Raw genomic sequence first — 17,662 nt, 5'->3', positions numbered from 1 at the left:
CTCCTATGATCGCGCCTGGTTACGCAGCGTCGTTGCCGCCCTCGGGGCGTGCGCCGTGCTGCGGTCTGCGGCGCTCTTGCGGTTTCGATTGCTCTTGCTCGGCGGGCTCGTCGCGCGTGATCGAGCCCTCGGCCAGCCTGCGCTTGGTGAAGCGATCATTCGGCCAGACCTTGCCGCCCTCTGCAGGGAAGCCGCCGCCCTTGGGATGCTTCAGCACCGCGCGGTATTCTTCCTTGGCCGGTGAGACGCGGATGCCGGGAGCGACGGTTTCGGCGATCATCTGCACGCGCTCGTTCTGGCGCTTTCCGCGAAGCGCGACCTTGCTCATAACCCTCATTGCTTTGTCTCCCTCTTCATGGCCTTGCGAAGTTGATCGAACTGGTACTGGACGTGAATCTGCTGGCGCTGATCCATGTCGGCCTGCGAGTCACCGGGCTTGATGCCGGTGACCACATCGATGGTGTTGAGATCGTCGGTGATGATCGGCGGCCAGCCGCTGCGGAAGAAAATTGAAACGTCGTATTGCAGCTCGGCGACCGGCGTTTCGTTATTGAGGCCAGCGGCTCCGAAGACATGGCGGCGCACGCCGCGTGGCAGGCTCTCGATCATGGTGTTGTCAGGCAGGCTGCTGAGCACCACGTTCATCAGCTTCTGATCCGGCCAAAGCCGGTTCATGATCCTCCACCAAGCCGCATCGATCTGCGCCTCGGCGGCAACCTGATCGTTATTCGCGACCACCACCGAGAAGCCGATGCGCAGCGTATGGCTGAAGCGGATATGTCCCGCGTTGCCATCACCATCCGGCAGCATCTGCTCCTCGATGATGTAGACGCCCAGGTACGGCAGCAACTGATGCTGCACGCTCAGCATCTTGGTCTTGCGCGCGGTGTAGCTGGCGAAGAACGGATCGGTGCTCACCGCATCGAACAGCCCGTCGCGAATCACCAGCGAGTAGGACTGCGTGTCGGTGAGGCCCATGTCACATGATCGTTTCGAACTTTCGGATGGTCAGCATGGTCTGGCCGCCGCCATCGCTCGATGCATCGGTGATCTGGTATTCGCCGCGCGGCACGTTGTTGCAGTCCTTGGGGATCACCAGATGATCGTCCTGCTGCGGCAGCACGCTGAACTCGCTCTCGCGGATATCGAGGATCGTGCGCTGGTCGGAATAGAGTTGCCCATCGAGGCCAGCGACATCGAGGCTGTAGGTATTGAGGATGCCGCGCCGCGTGTAGTCAGGCTGCCCCGGCTGCGACTTGATCGGCTTGAACACGACAGGCACCGCCCAGAAGTCGAAGATCGGCCCCTGCAGCAGCACATCGAGATTCACGGCCATTTGGTTGCCCCAGCGAGCAGCCTTTTCATTCGCTCAACGAGCTGATCGAACAGCGAGGCCCGCAGGATCGGGCGATTGCTGCGCACCACCGGGCCCGCCTGCTTGGGCCGATGCTGCTGCGGTGCCTGATGCCGCCGCTGCCTGACATCAGTGCGCGAGCGCGGCCAGATCGAGGTGGCTGCGACAGTCTGGTCGCTGCCTGCATCGACCTGCATATTCGGATACTGGCGCTTCATGTCCTCGCGCTGCCAGTTCTCCAGCTCCTGCGGCATGCTGGTGTGCAGCTCGGTGATCTGCGCGCTGTACTTGTTCAGCTTGGCCAGCAGCTGATCGACGCCCTCGATCCTGACCTCAAACATAGAAGCGCATATATTTGTAGAGCAGCGCGTTGACGGTCTCGGCGGCATCGCCGAGCATCCCCATCACGCCGCTGGTCAGGGCCTTGTTGGTATCCATGAACTGCACGCGCGACTCGCGGTGCGTGATCGATTTGATCCCGGCGACAGCTGCACGGACCCGCTGCATGCGCGCCGCCTGGATCAGCAGCGCGGTCGCCTGCTTCAGCGCGGGTGGGGCTTCGTCGGGCAGATTGTAGCCGCCGCTATAGGTGACGGTGATCGGCTCCGACCACGCGCCATCGATCCGCATCGTGCCGGATCGGTTCTCGATCTCATAAGCGGTCGGATCGACCAGCGCACCGCGCGGCGATTCCACGGTCGTCACATCGCCATCGGCGACCGGGTAATGCGTGAGGAAAAGCCGGGGACAATCGAATGGCATCGAGTCGCCGCGCCATGTCTCGGCGACCTTCTCGAAGCCGAAGACCCGATTGCACATCGTCGCGACCACATCGCTGTAGTGCTCGATGTCCTGCTGCAGCGCGGCGTCCTCGCTGGTGTCGCTGGGATTGATGTTCAGCATTAGCTTCAGCTCGTCGAGCGTCAGCAGATCGTAGCTCTCGGCCTCGGTGATCACCTTGACCCAGATGTCGGCCATCAGCTCGCCTCGTCCTGGAATTGCACGAACAGCTCGCGCAACTGCAGCGGTGCGGCCTCGCTGGTGTCCGACAGGATCGGCGTTGCGGTGTAGGCCTCGCGGTCGATTGTCCAGCCGATGATCGAGGGCGCAGGCAGGCCGCGCTCGCCGCGCGCTCCCGCTTCGCCACGCGCACCGGGCGGGCCCTGCTTGCCGGGGCGGCCAGCGCTGGCGATCAGCTGCCAGCCTTCGCCGGGGCACGGCCCCGGATCATCGCTGCGTGCGATGAAGCTGGAGCCGCCAAGGGCTACGATGTTGAGGAACGAATAGTTCTCTCCCTCGCGGTAGGTGCCGAGAATTTTCGGCATCACTGCATCGCGTCCCTTGGCGGCGATCAGCTGCCAGTCCTCGTGCGGCGGCGCTTTCGCGGTGTCGCATCGAGCCTGATAGGTCGAGCCCTGATGCAGGACGAGATCGCCATCGTAATGGACCGAACCGTCTTCATAGGCTCGCGCCGTCTTCAACTGCCCCGGTGCGCCCTTCTCACCGGGCGGGCCCGCTTCGCCGCGCTCGCCGGTTTCGCCTTTTTCACCGGGGACACCCTGATCGCCTGCAGGGCCCGACTGGCCTTGCTCGCCCGCTTCGCCTTTTTCGCCGCGCTCGCCGGTTTCGCCCTTTTCACCGGGGACACCCTGATCGCCTGCAGGGCCCGACTGGCCTTGCTCGCCCGCTTCGCCTTTTTCGCCGCGCTCGCCGGTTTCGCCCTTTTCACCGGGGACACCCTGATCGCCTGCAGGGCCCGACTGGCCTTGCTCGCCCGCTTCGCCTTTTTCGCCGCGCTCGCCGGTTTCGCCCTTTTCACCGGGGACACCCTGATCGCCTGCAGGGCCCGGCTGGCCTTGCTCGCCCGCTTCGCCTTTTTCGCCGCGCTCGCCGGTTTCGCCCTTTTCACCGGGGACACCCTGATCGCCTGCAGGGCCCGACTGGCCTTGCTCGCCCGCTTCGCCTTTTTCGCCTTGCTTGCCATCTTGGCCTCGCTCTCCGTTGTCGCCCCGCTCCCCTTGCGGGCCCTGCTCGCCGCGCTCTCCGCGCTCGCCCATGGGCCCGATCTCTCCGCGCTCGCCAGTATCCCCGCGCTCGCCACGCTCGCCCTGAAGGCCCTGCAGGCCCTGCAGGCCCGGATCACCATCGCGGCCATCTGCGCCGTCCTTCAGCTCGGCCAGCCGGTCGCTGACCTGCTGCTGCAGGGCGGTGAGCTGCTCGCGCGCATAGGTCATCACCAGCTGGCGCAGCTCGATCACTTCGCCGCGCAGCTTCAGGATCGCGGCCTCGCTCTGCGCCTCGATCAGCTGGCGCTCGCGCTGCCATTGCTCGCGCTGCTTGTCGAGCACATCGGCCAGTGCCTCGCGCCACGCCTCAAGAAGAAAGTCGGCGGCGTCCGATCCGGTCGGCACTGGCAATGAGGCTTCGGACTTTCCGTTGGATTGCATCGCGGTCGCCCTTTTCTGGAGGCGGTGGCTTGGCATCGTCATTCGCGGCAGCAGCAGCAGCGGGCGGTGCGGCTGGTGGAGCTGGAGCTGCCGGAATCTTGTCAACGGCACTGAGCGGAACGACTTGCTGCTGCACGCGCGGCTCGTCGCCAAATTTGACGGCATCGAGGCCCTCGGTCTGACGGGCTTCATTGGGCGCATAGATGCCGCCCTGAACACCACGCGCCAGCGCTTCGATGCGGTCTTTCAACGCCGAGCGCAGCAGCGCCGCCGTATCGAACTCGACATACTCGTCGGGCTGGCCTTTGAGACCGAACAGCAGCCCGATGGATTCCTCGATGTGGTTGAGCGCGAAGCCGAGGCCGGACGCGATCCAGCTCTGCATCAGCAGCTCGGTCGATGAAAGGTTGTTGCCGCCGATGCCGAGCACCTGCAGCGGAATGCGGAAGGCGAGCGCGATGTGCTCATTCGACAGCTTCAGCATGTCGGCAGTCGCAGCATCCTTGCCGCCCTGCGCCCATGGCTGCACCTTCAGGCCTGCGGTCAGGATCGGCGTGCCGCCCTGATGCAGCCCTCGCGCCTGCTCGTTCCAGCGGTCGCGCAGCGCCTGGACCTGATCCTTGTCGAGCACCAGATCGGTCGAGAGCACCGCCGAGGGCCGCGCCTCGTTCATGTAGAACCTGAGTTGCTGCTGCGCGATGGCCGCGCCCATGCCGACATCGCTATAGGCCGCGACAATCGGCGACTCGCCGACCAGCGGAGTCGGGAAGCGCTGGCGCTGGGTGTGCAGCCGGATGTGCAGCACGTCGCGCGCTGGCACGATCAGCGCCTCTTCGCCGAGCCGCCTGCTGATGATGTCATTGCCGCCGAGCTGATAGAAAATATCGCCGGTCGTCGCCAGCCGTGGATAGGACAGGCGCGGGTTCATCAGATGCAGCTCGTTGATCTCATAGCGGTCATTGCGCAGCGCCAGCGCATAGGCATTGCCGTCGAGATAGAGCGAGCGCGTGCCGTTCAGCAGGAAGTCGCTGATCGATTGATAGTCGTTGGGATGGCGCAGGATACGGGACAGGGCCGAATTGGTGATCCGGTCCCGCCCGTTTTTCGCATTGAGCCGCCAATGATCGCCGGGGCACATCGCGACCGTTTGCGCATAGGCCGAGACGCAGGCCTCGACCATTGCCGATTGCGACGACAGCGACAGAACATCATAGCCGTTCTGCCACCAGTTGATGGAGTTGCCGACATCGGCTGGCAACCATCCTCCGGTGACAGGAAGAAACCACGGCCCCGCATGCGCTTCGCCTTCGGCTTTGGACACAAGCGCAGTGCTGCGTCCTGCCTTGATTCGCACGCGAGGCTTGGCGGCGGTCTCGGTCATTCGTGCTTCGCACCCGCCGTGTCATGTTTCCCGGCAGGTGCCGGGGCCGCTGTCCGCGTCGAGTAGTCGCCGCGCTGAGCAGGTTGCGGCGACGGCTTGGTCACGCGGGTCTGGTGATGCGGCGACGGCTGACCGGGCGGCGGCGCATTCGGATCGGGCGGCGATCCATCCGGCTCGTGCTCGTCGAGATGCTCGCCCTCTGCCGCGAGGTCATTCTCCTCCTGCGTCGGCGTCGGCTTTGCATTGGCCATCGCCTCGCGTTGCTCGGCCTGCTTCTTTTCGCGGGCCGCCTTCTCGTCAGCGAGCCGCTTCTTGGTGGCTTCGACCTTGTCGGTGTCGGTCATGTCTGAGGTCTCCTTTCGAGAGAGTGGACCGCTTACCAAGTGACGCCGCTGACGACAGCGACGACGCCGGGGCGGCGGATGGTCCAGTTGATCGGCAGGATCAGCCGCAGCGCGAGGCTGTCGGTCTGCCAGAGCGACTTGACCGGGGTTGCAGGGGTGCCAGGCGCAGCGCCACTGACGATGTCGGCGGGCGCGGTGTCTTCCAAGTGCAGCGTGGCTTGATCGCTGATCTCGAAGCGCGGGGCTTCGCCACCGACCGCAACGAAGTCTGCGGCATCGATCACGACCACCTCACCGAGCGGCACGGTGCCGGAATCGATGATCGGCCAGCCGCCGAGCTGGCCTCGGCTGACTTCCTCGCGGAACGGGAAGGCACCGACGCCCGGAGCCGCCGTCAGCGAGATGCTGTTGACCTGCTGCGGGTTCATCAGCCAAGCCGGATTGCGCACGTTGCCCTTGGTGCCAGTGAGCAAGGCACCAGTGAGCTGCTTGATGTCGCCGACCAGCGCACCGAAGCCGCCGCCTGCAGTAGGCGTCAGCGGGGTGATGCCGTTCAGGATACCGGGCGGCCGGATCAACGTCGCCGGGTTGGTGTCGAGCAGGATGCTATCGAGCGAGATCGCGGTGTCCTGCGAGATCGCATCGCGCAGCAGGCCTTCGATGGCGGGCACGGAGTGCTCATCGATCTCCTTGGTCCAAGTGGTGATGACCGCCATCTTCTTGGGCGTCAGGGTCTGCGACGTGAATGCGCCCTGACGAACCGGGATCGGCATGCCTTCGCCGACGAACGAGCCAGCGATGGTCGGCGTCAGCGAGCGGGTCGGAATGATGATCCTGCCGTTGCGGCCGAACTCCAGCGAGAGCCCGAGCGAGGACAGACGCGGGAAGACCGACTTCGGCATCAGCGTCTGCATGAAGTCGGTAACGATCTGCTGCAGCAGCTCGGCGGCCCAGCCGGTGACCGTGGTCATGGCAGGAGCCGTTGCCGCGCGGGTTGCCCAATCGAGCACGGCGCGCGTCTGCTCGTCGTCGCCGTAAATTTCGCGCATCATGGCATCGACAGGCTTGCGATGGATGTGAGCGAACAGCTGCACGGTGCCAGCGCGCACCAGCAGCTCAATCGGCTCGACCTTCTTTTTCGGAAGGTTGAACGGCCTCGCGGGCTGATGCGTCGTCGCCGCCGTTGCGCCGCGCGACAGTACGACAGTGCGGCCATCGTCGGACTGTTGGCCGAGGCTCTTCTCGGTACCGCGCAGGGCTTCGAGCGTTTTCTCTTCCCGCTCGATCTTCTCATTGAGGTCAGTGGCGATCTTCAGCTGATCGTCGCTGACATTGGTCTCGTCGGTCTTTTCCCAATGTGCAGCAAGCTGATCGCGCAGCGCGTTGACGCGCTGTTCGGCAGCGATAATCCTTTGAGCAAACGACATTGTCGTGCCCTTTCTACCAGTCGATGAATTGTCGGCTTGCCCGCCAGTGATCCCGCGCCGCTTGATGCCGTCCGTTGCGCCTTTCCCGGCGAAGACGAGATCGATTGTTGCGGGGGAAAGTTTCAGAGCCTTGGCGACCGCGAGCGCATTCGGATTCGCGGGCACCGAGACGACGCTGGTCTCGACCAGCTCGCTCTTGGTGAAGAAAACTCCGTAGTCGGATTCGGCGCGCGGCTTGCTCTCCTTCGGCCTGAAGCCGACCGAGACGGCGCGCAGGATGTCGGCCTCGATCAGCCGTCTGATCTCATCGATGCGATCCGAGGTGCCATCCGGGGCCAGCTCCAGAGTGCCGCGCAGCTGCTTGTCCACGACGCGGACATTTTTCCACTTGCCAATCGGGAAGCTGCTTTGATGGCCGAACAGCGCAATCGGATTTCTCTTGAAGTTCGACAGGTCCCAGCCGTCCGACATGATGACATCGTCCATGCGGTCGGGCGTCTCATCAGAGAGCACGAACTCGAGACCGTTGACCTTGGCGGCGGTGGTCTTGAAGCGGATGCCCTCGGCGGCGCGGTTGTCCCAGATGATCTGACAGACATCCTCGTCGCCGATCCCGTCCGAGCAGCGATCCATGAAGTCCTCATAGGACTCGTCGTCGTCGGGCTTGATGTCCTGCCGCGTCAGGTTCTGGTTGCGCTTCAGCATGACTCGGCCCTCCCGCAGGCTGCAGGTTGGTTGGATCGATGGGGTGCGAAGGATGAGGAGCGGCTAGGCCGCTGTTTCGACCGCGATGGCGAACTTGGTCTCGGTCTTCTGATCGATTGGATGGGCGCGCGTGCCCGAGCGCAGCTTCAGCCAAGCGATGGCGCGGGCCCAGTTCTCGTGGATGATGATGGTGCTGTTCGGCCTTGCGACGATGGTGATCTCCTCGCCGTTGGCACCGTAGAGATCGTTGTAAAGATTGCCGTCGCTGGAGGCCTGCAGCGTCAGATTCGCAGGCGTGAACTCCTGCGGCACGGTGATGCGGACGATCTCGCCAGCGGAGCAATCCACGCCATCGGAAAGCGCTTCGCCTTCGGCAATGGTCGGGCCGTCGATGACTTGCAGCGGCATAGCGGTCTCCTTTTCAGCGGTGGCGATTGGCGGGATGGTTCGGATCGGTCGGCCAGCCATCGGCATCGACTGCGATGTCGAAGCCGCGCGCCTCGATCTGCTGCTTGGTCGAGCTATGGCAGGGCGAGCAGAGACTCTGCAGCTCGCCCAGGCAGAACAGATTCCAGCTTCCGCGATGCGGCTTGACGTGATCGACATGCGTGGCCGCCGTGACGATGCCGTCTGCCGCGCAGAACTTGCACAGCGGATGCGCGAGCAGCTGCTGCCTGCGGCGGCGCTGCCAGAAAGCGGTGTCGTAGAAATGTTTCCAGCTCTCGCGGCTCATCCGATCAGCGCCTCGATATCGACTGGCTTGATGTTGCGATCTCTCGCGCGCAGCCCGAGCAGCATCGAGAGCGCTACCGCGCCGTCGATCCGAAACCGCGCCTTGTCCTTGTCCAGCTTGCGATTGCCAGCGGGATCGCTGGTGGCGACCGCGTTTGCCATGTTCCAGTTCAGCACCGGATTGTTCGGATGGATCAGCTGGCGCTCGATCACGGCCAGCTCCAACGCATCGATAGCGGGGCCCATATCCCTGTAGCCTTGGCCCCAAGGCACCAGCCGCAGGCCGTCGCCGCCTTTTTCGCAGTCCTCGTAAGCCTGCAGCCCGATGCGGTCGAACTCGCGCAGGATGTAATCCATGTGCCAGCGATCATAGGCCATGCCCTTGATGCGATAGCGCTGCGACATCTCAGCGATGAAGAGCGCGACCGCTTCGGGGTTGATCGTCTTGCCGGGGCTGTCATGCAGGCGGCCAGCTTCGGCCCACTCGCGGTAGCGATGCGAGCCCGAGCCGAAGTCGCGGCTTGAATGTTCGATCAGCTTGTCGCGCGGCTTCCAGAAATGTGGCTCGATGCGGCAGGGATCGCTAACCGAGCCGATCATCAGCGCGGTGAGATCGACGGTGCTCGACAGATCGAGCGAGAGATAGACTTCCTCGCCATCCTGCAGCTTGCTCTCGCCCGCGCAGGCCTTCCATTCGGCGCGGCTGATCAGCGAGGCGTGCGGCGAGACGCGCTGATTCAGGAAAAGGTTGCGAACCTTCGGCTCCTCGGCGGGCATTCTGATCGCCTTGCGGATCGATGTCGCAAGGTCCTCATAGTCGCGGAATTTGGCGAGTGCCGGATTCGCCTTGTGCCATTGCTTCTCGTCGCCCAGCTCGCACTCCTCATCGGCGGCGTAGAGATGGCAGACGATGGCCGGATCGACGCCCGAGATTCCATCGTCGATCAACTTCGACATGATGTGCTCGGGATCGTTGCTCTGCGTCGAGATCACGATGAACAGCGGCTCATCGCGAGCGCCGAAGGAAGTATCGAGCACGTCATAGAGGTCGCGGTTCTTCGCCTGGGCCAGCTCGTCATAGATCACGAGGCTCGGCAGATAGCCGTGCTTGGTGCCAGCCTCGGCAGAGATCGCGCGATAGACCGAGCCGGTGCGCCGCGCGATCATGGTCTTGGTCGAGGGCACCAGCTCGATCATCTGGCCCAGCTCGGGATCGAGATCGACCATCTGGCGCGCAAATTTGTAGACGATGGCGGCCTGATCCCGATCATTCGCGGCGGAATAAATTTCGCCGTGGACGATAGCCTCGGGGCCGACCAGATGCGCGAGCACGATGGCCGCGATCAGCGCGGTCTTGCCATTCTTGCGCGCCATCGAGAGGATCGCGCGCCGCACTACGCGCCGCAGCTTCAGCTGGGGTTCATAGACGGCGCGGATGAACAGCTTCTGGAACGGCTCCAGCTTGAAGGGCTCGCCTTGGCCCTTGCCCGAGGGCACGGTAAGTTTCTCGATAAACTTGATGACCGCCGTTGCGCGAGCCCTGTCGCGCCTAGCCTGCGATGAGTCCTGCAAATTTGCTCTGCGAATTGGTAGCCTGCGAGCCCGCGCTGATGCGGCTGCGCGCCGCTGGCGTCAGGCCGAACTCGGCGGCGAAGCGCACCACATCGCCCGCATGCTTGCGCACGATGGAGACCAGCGGATTGACGGCGGCATCGCCGTACTTGGTCTTGATGATCATGCCGTTCATCAGCGGATCATTGCTCTGCATCCGCGCCAGCGATTCCGAGGCCATCCGCCATTGCCCGAAAGCGTGGCAGTAGCAGGCGAGCGCGGGGACATCGACTTTCGTCAGCAGGCCGAGCCGATGCAGCTCGGTCGCGGTGATCCACCACTCATCGGCGGCATAGCCGGTGATGAAGGTCGGCGGCTCGGGGACATCCGGCAGCTGCTCGGGCTGCGGCTCATCGTGCAGCTTGCGCTGGCCTGGATTCCCGCGCAGCAGCTTCAGATGCGTCGGTAGCGGTCGCTTGCCGGGTTTCATTTTCCATTCCTCTCTGTCGCTGGAGCGTGGGGATCGGTGCTGCGCCGTCGCTGTGCCGGTTGGAGCCAGCCATCGCCTGCTTCCCACGCACGCCGCGATACATGGTTGCGCCGCGCGCCTCGATTGCGCTGTAGGGCAGCGGCTCGCCGACGAGGCGAGCGCGAGCCGCCGGATTGAGAAAATAGATGTAGCGCAGCGTGTGGCCTTCGAGCGTCGGGCCGGTGCCGCGCCATCGCCCGCCCGTCGCCGCCAGATGCTGCAGCTTATTGCGCCCGGTGATCTGGCTCATCTTGTGAATGATGCTGCCGTCCTCGGCGATGTGCAGGTCCTTGTTGATCTTGATCGCGGTGAGCAGGACGCCCGCCGCGCGATAGATCGTGCCGTCGCCGCATTGGCAGGCATCGGCGAAAGAGATGATCCATTCGATATGCGGGTAGTTCTTCCTGATCATGCGCAGCGCGATGCCGAGCGCGCGGCTTTCCGAATTGCGCGGCAGCGCATCGGTGAAGGCCAGCCTGTTCAATTCGAGGAAGCCGTTCCAGCCGGTGTCGCGGACCAGATGCACGATGTTCGACTTCTGCAGGCTGGGGCCGAATTGCATCGCGCCCTCCAGCATGCCGTGCAGGAAGACGCCAAGCGATAGCGTCGAGTTGCGGACTACCTTGCCGCTGTAATGCACGCGCCGGATCAGCGCATCTGCATCGCGCTTGGCGATGGGGCGGACCTCGATCTCCTTCGCGCTGGTCATTGCGCTAGGTACGCGCGGCAAATTTCCGCCAGCGCGTTGCCGTTCTGGTTCTTGTTTTCCGAGGCCTCGCTCGGCGGCCCCAGCGCCTGCGATGCGCGCTCAATCGCCGTGCTCACGGTCTGGGCCTGCTTCTCGTGCAGGATGAAGGTCATCTGCTGGAAGGGCGAGCGCTCGCCATCGGCAAGCACAGGCATGCCGCCCAGCGCCTCGACGCCCGCGCCCATCTCGCGCAGCTCGGTCTCGGAAAAGCCGGTCAGGCTATCGAGGCCCAGCCGCGCAAGGTCGTTCAGCTCGATGCGCAGCAGCGCGCGATCCCACTGGCCGTTCTCGGTCAGCTTGTTGTCGGCGATCAGATAGGCGCGCTTTTGCTCGTCCGACCAGCCGCGAGCTACCATCGTCGGCACCTGATCGATGCCCATCTGCTCGGCAGCCAGCACTCTCCCGTGGCCAGCGATGATCGTCCCGGCTTCATCGATCAGCACCGGGATGGTCCAGCCCCACTCGCTGATCGAGGCCGCGATCTGCTCGATCTGCTCCTCGGAATGCAGACGGGCGTTGCGGGCGTTCGGCACCAGCTCGCTAATCGGGCGGCGCGATACCTGATCCGCAGGCCAGTTCCGGGCTATTTCGGACCCTCCGAAATGGCTGTTTTTGCCGGGAAAAACGCCCTTTTTGCTCGACTGCTTCATTCCGGCTCCCATGGTCAAGCCACTGAAAATGCTGCGTTTTTGGCGTTGAGAAGGATCTTCCACCCGGCAACGGGGTACCGATGAAAAGGGCCGTTTTGATCAGTAAGTTAGCCGGGATCGCTTCCTGCTAACTGCGTCAGGCTCGGAGCGGTATTTTCGGAACAAGCCTTTGATCATATTGCAGATTGTGCAGGCGGAGAACTTTCGTCCTTGAGCGTTTTCTGAATGTGCAGGCGCTAAATTTGGAGCGCCGCCAGCGCTCGGACCCGTCTCGCCAACGGTTAGCGATCCTCCCCCCGGCCCGTGGCATATTATTCCCCCATGTTTTCAATTGGTTAGATCGCATTCGGGGCACGAACGACTGCGAATGCATGGTCAAATTCGGACTACCGGAAGGCCCCGACCGGGCCGAAACGGCCTGATCTGGCTCTCCTTGCGCCCCGTTCACTCGCAATAGAACTAACTTCCACGCAAATAGCGTCGCTGTATCAATGGCGTGTGGCGCCCTTAGCGGCACCCGATGGGGCTTCAGCGCGGGGCCGCCAGCTTGCTGCGGACCTCCTCGCAGCTCTCTGACACGCTGACGAACTTGCCATCGGTAAGGCCGATCATGCAGCGGACTTCGCTGGTGAAGAACTTGCTCTGCTGATCGCCTTCGCGAGCGCCGCGCAGGCTGGTCACCTGATCCGGGTTGATCTCGACCGGATACCCATCAGGGCCATGGAACGAGACGAGGCGCAGCGCGGCAACGACAACAAGCTGGATCATCTCGGTTCAGCAGCCCTTGCAAATGTCCGGTGGTGGCGGCTCAGCTGGCGGCAGCGCATCGAACCGCGACTGCTTCCTATCGGTAGGCCCAAAAGTGCGGCAGGCAATCGCCCAGGCCCAGCACGCCAGCGAGCCACGTCACGATGGCGATGATGCACAGCAGGCCAACGATGATCTGCGCCCATTTGTAGACCATCGGATCGATGCTCCAGCCGAGGAAGCCGGTGATCAGCCAGCGCATCGCATAGGCGACCACGAAGATGATCGCGAGATAGAGCAGCAGGCCCAGAAACGAGATCAGGATCGACATGCCGCGCCTCCACAAAAAAACCGGCCTCAGTGTGAAGCCGGTGAAAGCAATGTTGTGTAGCGTCTGGACACAGGGGCGAGTCACACTTCGAGCCGCACCTGCGCGCGTGAAGAGATCACTCTGGAACTGGAAAATCAATTCCCGGCAGCGGCGGGAAGATGTGATGTGGACCTGTCTGGACCTCATTGGTCAAAATCTGTCGAAAAATATTTTGTCGCAGGCGGGCTCGGGCCTCGGCATAGGACATGCCGCGCCCTTGCTGCTTGGCTTCCAGCCGCCACGCGCGATAGGCCGAATTGAACCACGCCAGCTCGCCTGCGGCTTGCGCCTGCGCGATCCGCTGCTCGATGTATGCGACCGCCGTGCGCGCCCGCGCGAGCACGGTGTCGTGCTCGGTAAGCGCAATGCCCATATGCGCGGCGACGTTCTCGACCTTGCGCTGCGCGGTCCTGGCGGTGGCTACCAGCAGGCCATCGTCGCCTCGCGAAAGGCTGGCGTTGACCTCGCGGCAGATCAGCCTCGCGTCGGTTTTATCCTTCACCCAGTACGCGCAGGTGATCTGCAATGCGAGCCATCTGCGGCGCAAGGCCAGCAGGCTGTGCAGCAGATCGCGCGAGCATGAGACGAAAGCACCTGCAGGCAGCGCGGCAACATAGATCGCGACCACACCGTAGATCGCCAGATATTCCCGCACAGCTCCTCTCGGCAGCATCAGTGCCATCGGGTGCCTCGATCTTATGCGGTTTGTGACAGAACAGCGCAGATCAAAAATATTTCATCGGGAAAAAACGGCAATGTGCACAATGTGACACCGATCACGTTCACGCATCTGAGAAATCGCCCCAATCCGCTCATCTAAGAAATTCTGTGATGACGACGCTTGAGTTCGGGGTGGAATTGTTGAGTTCGGGTGGAATTGTCAGGGTTCAGCAGCAACTTGAGTTTGCCGACTTCGAAGTGCTGCGCAACGCCGTGCAAGATGCGCCAACACCAATGGACATCGTGCAGCTTGGGCAAGGCGAGATGGCGGGGACGCTGGCTCACCTGTCGGTTGGCTCGGTCGGCATCTCGACTGGCTCCTTCACGCGCGGCGTGCGCCAGCGCGGCGTTCTCAGCACGAACCGATGGACTTTCGGCATGCTGCTCGGCAGCTCGGCCTTGCTGCAGCATTTCGAGGCGACACCGGGCGATCTCATTGTGATCGCGCCCGACCAGGAACTCTATTCGCGCTTCATCAACGGCAACCATTATGCAACGACGCTCGTCGCGCCGGACGAGCTGTTCGCGTTTCTCGCCACCCAACCCGGTGCGCAGATCACTGGCCAACATCGTGGTCGGCTGGTGCCACGCCGCGACATCCACCAGCTCCAGAATGTTGCGCTTGAAAAAATCGGCGGCGTCAACCGACAGCTTCGGCCCATGTTCAGTGAGCGCAGTGACCGCGCCCGTGCGCGACACCGTCCGCTATAGGGATGCGCGGGTGCTCGCGGCAGCAAAGCTGGTGCGGGAGGTGGACCGCTACATGATTGATGCAGGCTGCAGACCCATCCACATTTCCGAACTTTGCGCGCACTTCAGCGTGGGCCGTCGAACGCTGCATCGAGCTTTCAACGAGGTGGTTGGCATCTCGCCGATTGCTTTCATGCGCCGCAAGCGGCTCGGTGACGTGCACACTGTGCTGCTGACGGGCGGGTCTGACGCGACGATCAAGGATGTTGCAATCGAGCATGGCTTTATCGAACTCGGCAGATTTGCTGGCGCTTATCGACGGTTGTTCGGCGAGTTGCCATCGCAGACCTTGCGGCGTGCTCAACATCGCTGATACGCCCGCTTCATTTCGTAGACGACCGACACCCGCCAGCCCTTGAGCTGGCAATGCTCGCGGACCCTGCTGCGCGTCCACCTGCCGCGCTTCATGAAGTGCAGGATCGGCGCAGCCTCGACCACGATGTCATCCCAGAGCACGAGGCCAGCGACGAACTGCCTCGGCTTCGGTGCTCTGATCTGGGCGAGGACTTCGACCATGCGCGGCCCCCCTCAGAACACCGACACGCGGCAGCTGCGCAGGCCTCGCGCGATGATGTCGCAGCCCTGATCGTGGCGCTCGCGCCATGTGTCGGCATAGCCGCCGCGCTTGGCTGCGATCCATCCGCTGTCGCGGTCCAGCGAGTGCGCCAGCGCCACCGCGTTGACAGCGCGCAGGAGATGCGCCAGCGGCGCGAGGTACTCGGCGGGCCAGCAGATCGCGGCTTCCATGCGCTGCACCTCGCGGCTTGAAGGTAGCAGCCGGATTCGGTTCTGCAGCGCCTGCGTCCGCTCCAGCTCGCCCTGCGCCTGCTGCGCCAGCAGGTCGTCCCACTCGTAGCAGTAGGCTGGCCACGCCGCCGATCCGCCGCCGCCCATCGGCAGCATCGCCAAGGTCCGCATCGCGTCGCACAGTCGGCGGCCGACATGCGGGCCGTTCCATCGCGGCGGAACCTCGTCCAGCAGCTCGGGCTGGAACTCATCTTCGTTGATCCTGATCGCTGCTTGCGGCATCTCGTCCTCCTCGGTTCCATCCGCTCCAGTCGCCGCTCCAGTCGCCGGGGCGCACTTGGGGCTCCACTGCTCCAGTCGCGTAGCTAGTCAGCTCACCCCTTTAGGGGTGAGTGACTGGAGCACTGGAGCAAGTGCGCTGCTCCAGTGGTTGCTCCAGTCGTGCTCCAGTCGCATTGACTGGAGCAAAGTCACGGTTCCACATCAGAAACCTCCACGAATTTTCGGCTGCGCCGCTGCTCGTCCAGGCGCTCGACTACCGTCAGGGAACCGGACGAAACCCAGACCTTGAGCAGGCCGATGATCTTGGCCCGGTCGGTCTTGTCGGCGGTGCTGAGATCGAGCGCCTTTGCGACAGCGACGCCGACCCAATCGGTCGAGCGCGGGTTCTCGCGCCACGTCCCGCCACGGATCGCGATGGCGACCTGATCGAAGTCGCTGCCGGTCACGCCGGTGAGCGGATCGGGCCATTCCCAATGCGTGACGACGCCGACGCTGTCGCCGCCTGCGGGGCCGTTCTCCAGCCAGACGCTTGCGAGCCTGAACCAGTCCGAAGCGACCACGGGCGGCGCAAGATTCGCCTTGTCGTTGAAAGCGCGGAAGAACAGCCGATGATTCTCGACGCCAGCCTTCGCGCCGTCCTCCTCGCTCATCTGGTTGAGCGCCCGCGCCACGCGCGCCGCATCGGTGAGCGCCTTGGCTCCCCGGCTCGAATCGGTCGTCACCTCGGTGCCTGCTGGAGCCTTGCGGGTATGATGCACGAGATGGATGGCGCAGTTGGCCAGCTCGGCGACCCGGCTCCATTCCTTTGCGATCATGTCGATGGCTGAATTGTCGTTCTCGGAAACCTCATGGCAGCTGACGAACGGATCGACCTCCAGCACATCGATGCCGTGCTCCCTGAGCTGCTGCACGAGGTTCTCGATCACGGGCCGCAGGATGATCGTGCCGCCGCGACTCTCCTTGGCGATCACCAGCGCATGATCGCGGCCCGAATTGACGAACAGCCGGTCGCTGATGTCGTCCACCGTCAGATGATAATGCTTCGCCGCCGCCTGTATCTTGCGCGTGGTTTCCTCCTGCGGGTCTTCGAGATTCCACAGCCAGACCTTGAGCCTGCGCACCGGCAGCACGCCGAGCAGATCGCGGCCAGAGACCATCGCCAAGGCTTCTGCAGCGATCAGGGATGACTTGCCGATGCCGCCTGGCGCAATGGTCACGGTGAGAAATCGCCGCACCAGCAGCCTTCCGTAGAGCCATTCGCGCAGCGGGATGTTCGCAGGATCAGTCCAGATGTACGGCGCGGCAATGATGACGACGCGCTGCTGCTCGCCTTCCTCGGCGCGACCGCGCTTGCGGCGCGCATCATCGAACGGCACGATGATGTCCGCTGGCGAGAGCGTCTTGTGATCCTCATCCTCAAAGTCTGGCACAGCGAGCGCTCCAGACATCGGCTTCGTCCCAGCCCTCTCGCTTCGGTGTTTCGACTTCGACTTGCTTTCCGGCTTTCAGCCAGCGATCCATGCAAACGCCAGCGGCCTTGTGTCCGGGCCTGCACCAGATGCCGCCGATCTTCTGCAGCGGATCATGATCGGCCCAGATCACCAGCCGGTCGATGTCGCCGATCACCGGGAAGGTCTGGATCAGCGATGTCGAGCCAAGCGCCCATGTCGGCGCGTGATCCATCGCGATGCAGGCGAGCGCGGTCTCCAGCCCTTCGGCGATATGCAGCGTGCTGCCGATCTTCGGCTGCAGCTGCATCGCAGCGCCGCTGCAGGTGCCGAGCATCATGCCCTTGCCGATCTTGCGGCCTTGGCGATCCAGAAACAGCCGCTGAACTGCGGTGACCGCGCGGCTGGCGATCGAGCGCATCGCGATCACCACCGCAGGATGCTCGCCACTTTCGCGCGGGCAAGCCGGATGAAAGCGAATGTCCTCGATCTCCATCGCCACTGACCAGAGATCGCGGCTCTCGAAATAGCCTTGTGCGAGCGTGCCCCTGATCGGCTGCGCATCATCGAAAGCGCAGCGCGCCAGCATGCGCATGCGATGCTCGCGCTGATCGCTAAGCGTTTCACGTGACACTGGTTTTTGTTCTCGATGAGGTTCAGACCGATCCGATGAAGACCAAAGCCCGCGCGAGCGAAGCACAACAATTATGTCTACGGGTTCGCAGCCCGC

General features: G+C 63.5%; 24 protein-coding genes. 2 read left to right on the top strand and 22 right to left on the bottom strand.

Annotation, left to right across the window (positions count from 1 at the left end; translation table 11 throughout):
- Positions 1–19: 19 nt before the first annotated feature.
- The 18 genes from HAP48_RS28290 to HAP48_RS28205 form a co-directional block, all read right to left on the bottom strand.
- Entirely contained in the window at positions 20–337 is a 318-nt protein-coding gene (locus tag HAP48_RS28290; RefSeq protein WP_166208400.1) for a hypothetical protein, read from the bottom strand.
- Positions 334–978, bottom strand: a complete 645-nt coding sequence (locus HAP48_RS28285) for a hypothetical protein (RefSeq protein WP_029085677.1) — start codon at positions 976–978, stop codon at positions 334–336. The genes HAP48_RS28290 and HAP48_RS28285 overlap by 4 nt, the downstream gene beginning before the upstream one ends.
- A 1-nt stretch (position 979) precedes the next feature.
- Positions 980–1,336 carry a head-tail joining protein gene (locus HAP48_RS28280; protein WP_029085676.1) on the bottom strand — a complete coding sequence of 119 codons (357 nt, stop codon included), beginning with the start codon at positions 1,334–1,336 and terminating at the stop codon, positions 980–982.
- Entirely contained in the window at positions 1,327–1,695 is a 369-nt protein-coding gene (locus HAP48_RS28275; protein WP_029085675.1) for a hypothetical protein, read from the bottom strand. The genes HAP48_RS28280 and HAP48_RS28275 overlap by 10 nt, the downstream gene beginning before the upstream one ends.
- Positions 1,688–2,332, bottom strand: coding sequence for a phage head-tail connector protein (locus tag HAP48_RS28270; protein ID WP_029085674.1), 645 nt, complete (start codon positions 2,330–2,332; stop codon positions 1,688–1,690). Before HAP48_RS28270 ends, HAP48_RS28275 begins: the two co-directional genes overlap by 8 nt.
- Positions 2,332–3,801: a collagen-like domain-containing protein gene (locus tag HAP48_RS28265; protein WP_205751527.1), complete on the bottom strand. Its 1,470-nt coding sequence runs from the start codon at positions 3,799–3,801 to the stop codon at positions 2,332–2,334. Before HAP48_RS28265 ends, HAP48_RS28270 begins: the two co-directional genes overlap by 1 nt.
- A complete protein-coding gene (locus HAP48_RS28260) occupies positions 3,728–5,059 on the bottom strand; it encodes a phage portal protein (RefSeq protein ID WP_166208402.1) in 1,332 nt (443 codons plus the stop codon). The genes HAP48_RS28265 and HAP48_RS28260 overlap by 74 nt, the downstream gene beginning before the upstream one ends.
- Positions 5,060–5,178: 119 nt before the next feature.
- Positions 5,179–5,526, bottom strand: coding sequence for a hypothetical protein (locus tag HAP48_RS28255; protein WP_166208404.1), 348 nt, complete (start codon positions 5,524–5,526; stop codon positions 5,179–5,181).
- A 32-nt stretch (positions 5,527–5,558) separates the two neighbouring features.
- Entirely contained in the window at positions 5,559–7,658 is a 2,100-nt protein-coding gene (locus HAP48_RS28250; protein WP_166208406.1) for a phage major capsid protein, read from the bottom strand.
- Between the two features lie 63 nt (positions 7,659–7,721).
- Positions 7,722–8,066 carry a hypothetical protein gene (locus HAP48_RS28245; protein ID WP_166208408.1) on the bottom strand — a complete coding sequence of 115 codons (345 nt, stop codon included), beginning with the start codon at positions 8,064–8,066 and terminating at the stop codon, positions 7,722–7,724.
- 13 nt (positions 8,067–8,079) lie between these two features.
- On the bottom strand, positions 8,080–8,391 hold the full coding sequence (locus HAP48_RS28240) for an HNH endonuclease (protein WP_165125125.1): 312 nt from the start codon (positions 8,389–8,391) through the stop codon (positions 8,080–8,082).
- On the bottom strand, positions 8,388–9,887 hold the full coding sequence (locus HAP48_RS28235; RefSeq protein ID WP_224496649.1) for a terminase large subunit: 1,500 nt from the start codon (positions 9,885–9,887) through the stop codon (positions 8,388–8,390). Before HAP48_RS28235 ends, HAP48_RS28240 begins: the two co-directional genes overlap by 4 nt.
- 52 nt (positions 9,888–9,939) lie before the next feature.
- Positions 9,940–10,431, bottom strand: coding sequence for a phage terminase small subunit P27 family (locus tag HAP48_RS28230; protein ID WP_165125129.1), 492 nt, complete (start codon positions 10,429–10,431; stop codon positions 9,940–9,942).
- Complete coding sequence (locus HAP48_RS28225; RefSeq protein WP_175612286.1) at positions 10,352–11,179, bottom strand: Mom family adenine methylcarbamoylation protein; 828 nt, start codon at positions 11,177–11,179, stop codon at positions 10,352–10,354. The genes HAP48_RS28230 and HAP48_RS28225 overlap by 80 nt, the downstream gene beginning before the upstream one ends.
- Complete coding sequence (locus HAP48_RS28220; protein WP_224496648.1) at positions 11,176–11,931, bottom strand: ParB/Srx family N-terminal domain-containing protein; 756 nt, start codon at positions 11,929–11,931, stop codon at positions 11,176–11,178. Before HAP48_RS28220 ends, HAP48_RS28225 begins: the two co-directional genes overlap by 4 nt.
- A gap of 465 nt (positions 11,932–12,396) precedes the next feature.
- A complete protein-coding gene (locus HAP48_RS28215; protein ID WP_165125136.1) occupies positions 12,397–12,636 on the bottom strand; it encodes a hypothetical protein in 240 nt (79 codons plus the stop codon).
- Positions 12,637–12,712: 76 nt separating this feature from the next.
- Positions 12,713–12,946, bottom strand: coding sequence for a hypothetical protein (locus HAP48_RS28210; protein ID WP_166208412.1), 234 nt, complete (start codon positions 12,944–12,946; stop codon positions 12,713–12,715).
- A 115-nt stretch (positions 12,947–13,061) separates the two neighbouring features.
- Positions 13,062–13,667, bottom strand: a complete 606-nt coding sequence (locus tag HAP48_RS28205) for a hypothetical protein (protein WP_166208414.1) — start codon at positions 13,665–13,667, stop codon at positions 13,062–13,064.
- Positions 13,668–13,816: 149 nt separating this feature from the next.
- Here HAP48_RS28205 and HAP48_RS28200 point away from each other — a divergent pair, with 149 nt between their 5' ends.
- Together HAP48_RS28200 and HAP48_RS28195 are read left to right on the top strand one after the other, a co-directional pair.
- The gene (locus HAP48_RS28200) at positions 13,817–14,416 is read left to right on the top strand and encodes a hypothetical protein (RefSeq protein WP_166208416.1); all 600 of its coding nucleotides are present in this window, start codon (positions 13,817–13,819) and stop codon (positions 14,414–14,416) included.
- The gene (locus HAP48_RS28195; RefSeq protein ID WP_166208418.1) at positions 14,394–14,768 is read left to right on the top strand and encodes a helix-turn-helix domain-containing protein; all 375 of its coding nucleotides are present in this window, start codon (positions 14,394–14,396) and stop codon (positions 14,766–14,768) included. The genes HAP48_RS28200 and HAP48_RS28195 overlap by 23 nt, the downstream gene beginning before the upstream one ends.
- On the opposite strand, the gene HAP48_RS28190 is transcribed toward HAP48_RS28195, so the two are convergent.
- From HAP48_RS28190 to HAP48_RS28175, 4 genes are all read right to left on the bottom strand, one after another.
- Complete coding sequence (locus HAP48_RS28190) at positions 14,756–14,971, bottom strand: hypothetical protein (protein ID WP_166208420.1); 216 nt, start codon at positions 14,969–14,971, stop codon at positions 14,756–14,758. The two genes, HAP48_RS28195 and HAP48_RS28190, sit on opposite strands and share 13 nt — an antisense overlap.
- Before the next feature lie 12 nt (positions 14,972–14,983).
- Positions 14,984–15,484 carry a hypothetical protein gene (locus HAP48_RS28185; protein ID WP_166208422.1) on the bottom strand — a complete coding sequence of 167 codons (501 nt, stop codon included), beginning with the start codon at positions 15,482–15,484 and terminating at the stop codon, positions 14,984–14,986.
- A gap of 188 nt (positions 15,485–15,672) precedes the next feature.
- On the bottom strand, positions 15,673–16,914 hold the full coding sequence (locus HAP48_RS28180; protein WP_166208424.1) for an AAA family ATPase: 1,242 nt from the start codon (positions 16,912–16,914) through the stop codon (positions 15,673–15,675).
- Positions 16,901–17,527: a DUF7146 domain-containing protein gene (locus HAP48_RS28175; protein ID WP_166208426.1), complete on the bottom strand. Its 627-nt coding sequence runs from the start codon at positions 17,525–17,527 to the stop codon at positions 16,901–16,903. The genes HAP48_RS28180 and HAP48_RS28175 overlap by 14 nt, the downstream gene beginning before the upstream one ends.
- Between the last annotated feature and the right edge of the window lie 135 nt (positions 17,528–17,662).

It is taken from the genome of Bradyrhizobium septentrionale (genome assembly GCF_011516645.4).
Taxonomy (GTDB): domain Bacteria; phylum Pseudomonadota; class Alphaproteobacteria; order Rhizobiales; family Xanthobacteraceae; genus Bradyrhizobium; species Bradyrhizobium septentrionale.
The sequence above is the reverse complement of the archived record's forward strand: the minus strand, read 5'-3'. Positions and strand labels throughout refer to the sequence as shown.

Coding starts and splice junctions, on each gene's coding strand:
- HAP48_RS28290 (WP_166208400.1), bottom strand. CDS start 337: ATGAGGGTTATGAGCAAGGTCGCGCTTCGCGGAAAGCGCCAGAACGAG.
- HAP48_RS28285 (WP_029085677.1), bottom strand. CDS start 978: ATGGGCCTCACCGACACGCAGTCCTACTCGCTGGTGATTCGCGACGGG.
- HAP48_RS28280 (WP_029085676.1), bottom strand. CDS start 1,336: ATGGCCGTGAATCTCGATGTGCTGCTGCAGGGGCCGATCTTCGACTTC.
- HAP48_RS28275 (WP_029085675.1), bottom strand. CDS start 1,695: ATGTTTGAGGTCAGGATCGAGGGCGTCGATCAGCTGCTGGCCAAGCTG.
- HAP48_RS28270 (WP_029085674.1), bottom strand. CDS start 2,332: ATGGCCGACATCTGGGTCAAGGTGATCACCGAGGCCGAGAGCTACGAT.
- HAP48_RS28265 (WP_205751527.1), bottom strand. CDS start 3,801: ATGCAATCCAACGGAAAGTCCGAAGCCTCATTGCCAGTGCCGACCGGA.
- HAP48_RS28255 (WP_166208404.1), bottom strand. CDS start 5,526: ATGACCGACACCGACAAGGTCGAAGCCACCAAGAAGCGGCTCGCTGAC.
- HAP48_RS28250 (WP_166208406.1), bottom strand. CDS start 7,658: ATGCTGAAGCGCAACCAGAACCTGACGCGGCAGGACATCAAGCCCGAC.
- HAP48_RS28245 (WP_166208408.1), bottom strand. CDS start 8,066: ATGCCGCTGCAAGTCATCGACGGCCCGACCATTGCCGAAGGCGAAGCG.
- HAP48_RS28240 (WP_165125125.1), bottom strand. CDS start 8,391: ATGAGCCGCGAGAGCTGGAAACATTTCTACGACACCGCTTTCTGGCAG.
- HAP48_RS28230 (WP_165125129.1), bottom strand. CDS start 10,431: ATGAAACCCGGCAAGCGACCGCTACCGACGCATCTGAAGCTGCTGCGC.
- HAP48_RS28225 (WP_175612286.1), bottom strand. CDS start 11,179: ATGACCAGCGCGAAGGAGATCGAGGTCCGCCCCATCGCCAAGCGCGAT.
- HAP48_RS28215 (WP_165125136.1), bottom strand. CDS start 12,636: ATGATCCAGCTTGTTGTCGTTGCCGCGCTGCGCCTCGTCTCGTTCCAT.
- HAP48_RS28210 (WP_166208412.1), bottom strand. CDS start 12,946: ATGTCGATCCTGATCTCGTTTCTGGGCCTGCTGCTCTATCTCGCGATC.
- HAP48_RS28205 (WP_166208414.1), bottom strand. CDS start 13,667: ATGGCACTGATGCTGCCGAGAGGAGCTGTGCGGGAATATCTGGCGATC.
- HAP48_RS28200 (WP_166208416.1), top strand. CDS start 13,817: ATGACGACGCTTGAGTTCGGGGTGGAATTGTTGAGTTCGGGTGGAATT.
- HAP48_RS28190 (WP_166208420.1), bottom strand. CDS start 14,971: ATGGTCGAAGTCCTCGCCCAGATCAGAGCACCGAAGCCGAGGCAGTTC.
- HAP48_RS28185 (WP_166208422.1), bottom strand. CDS start 15,484: ATGCCGCAAGCAGCGATCAGGATCAACGAAGATGAGTTCCAGCCCGAG.
- HAP48_RS28175 (WP_166208426.1), bottom strand. CDS start 17,527: ATGCGCATGCTGGCGCGCTGCGCTTTCGATGATGCGCAGCCGATCAGG.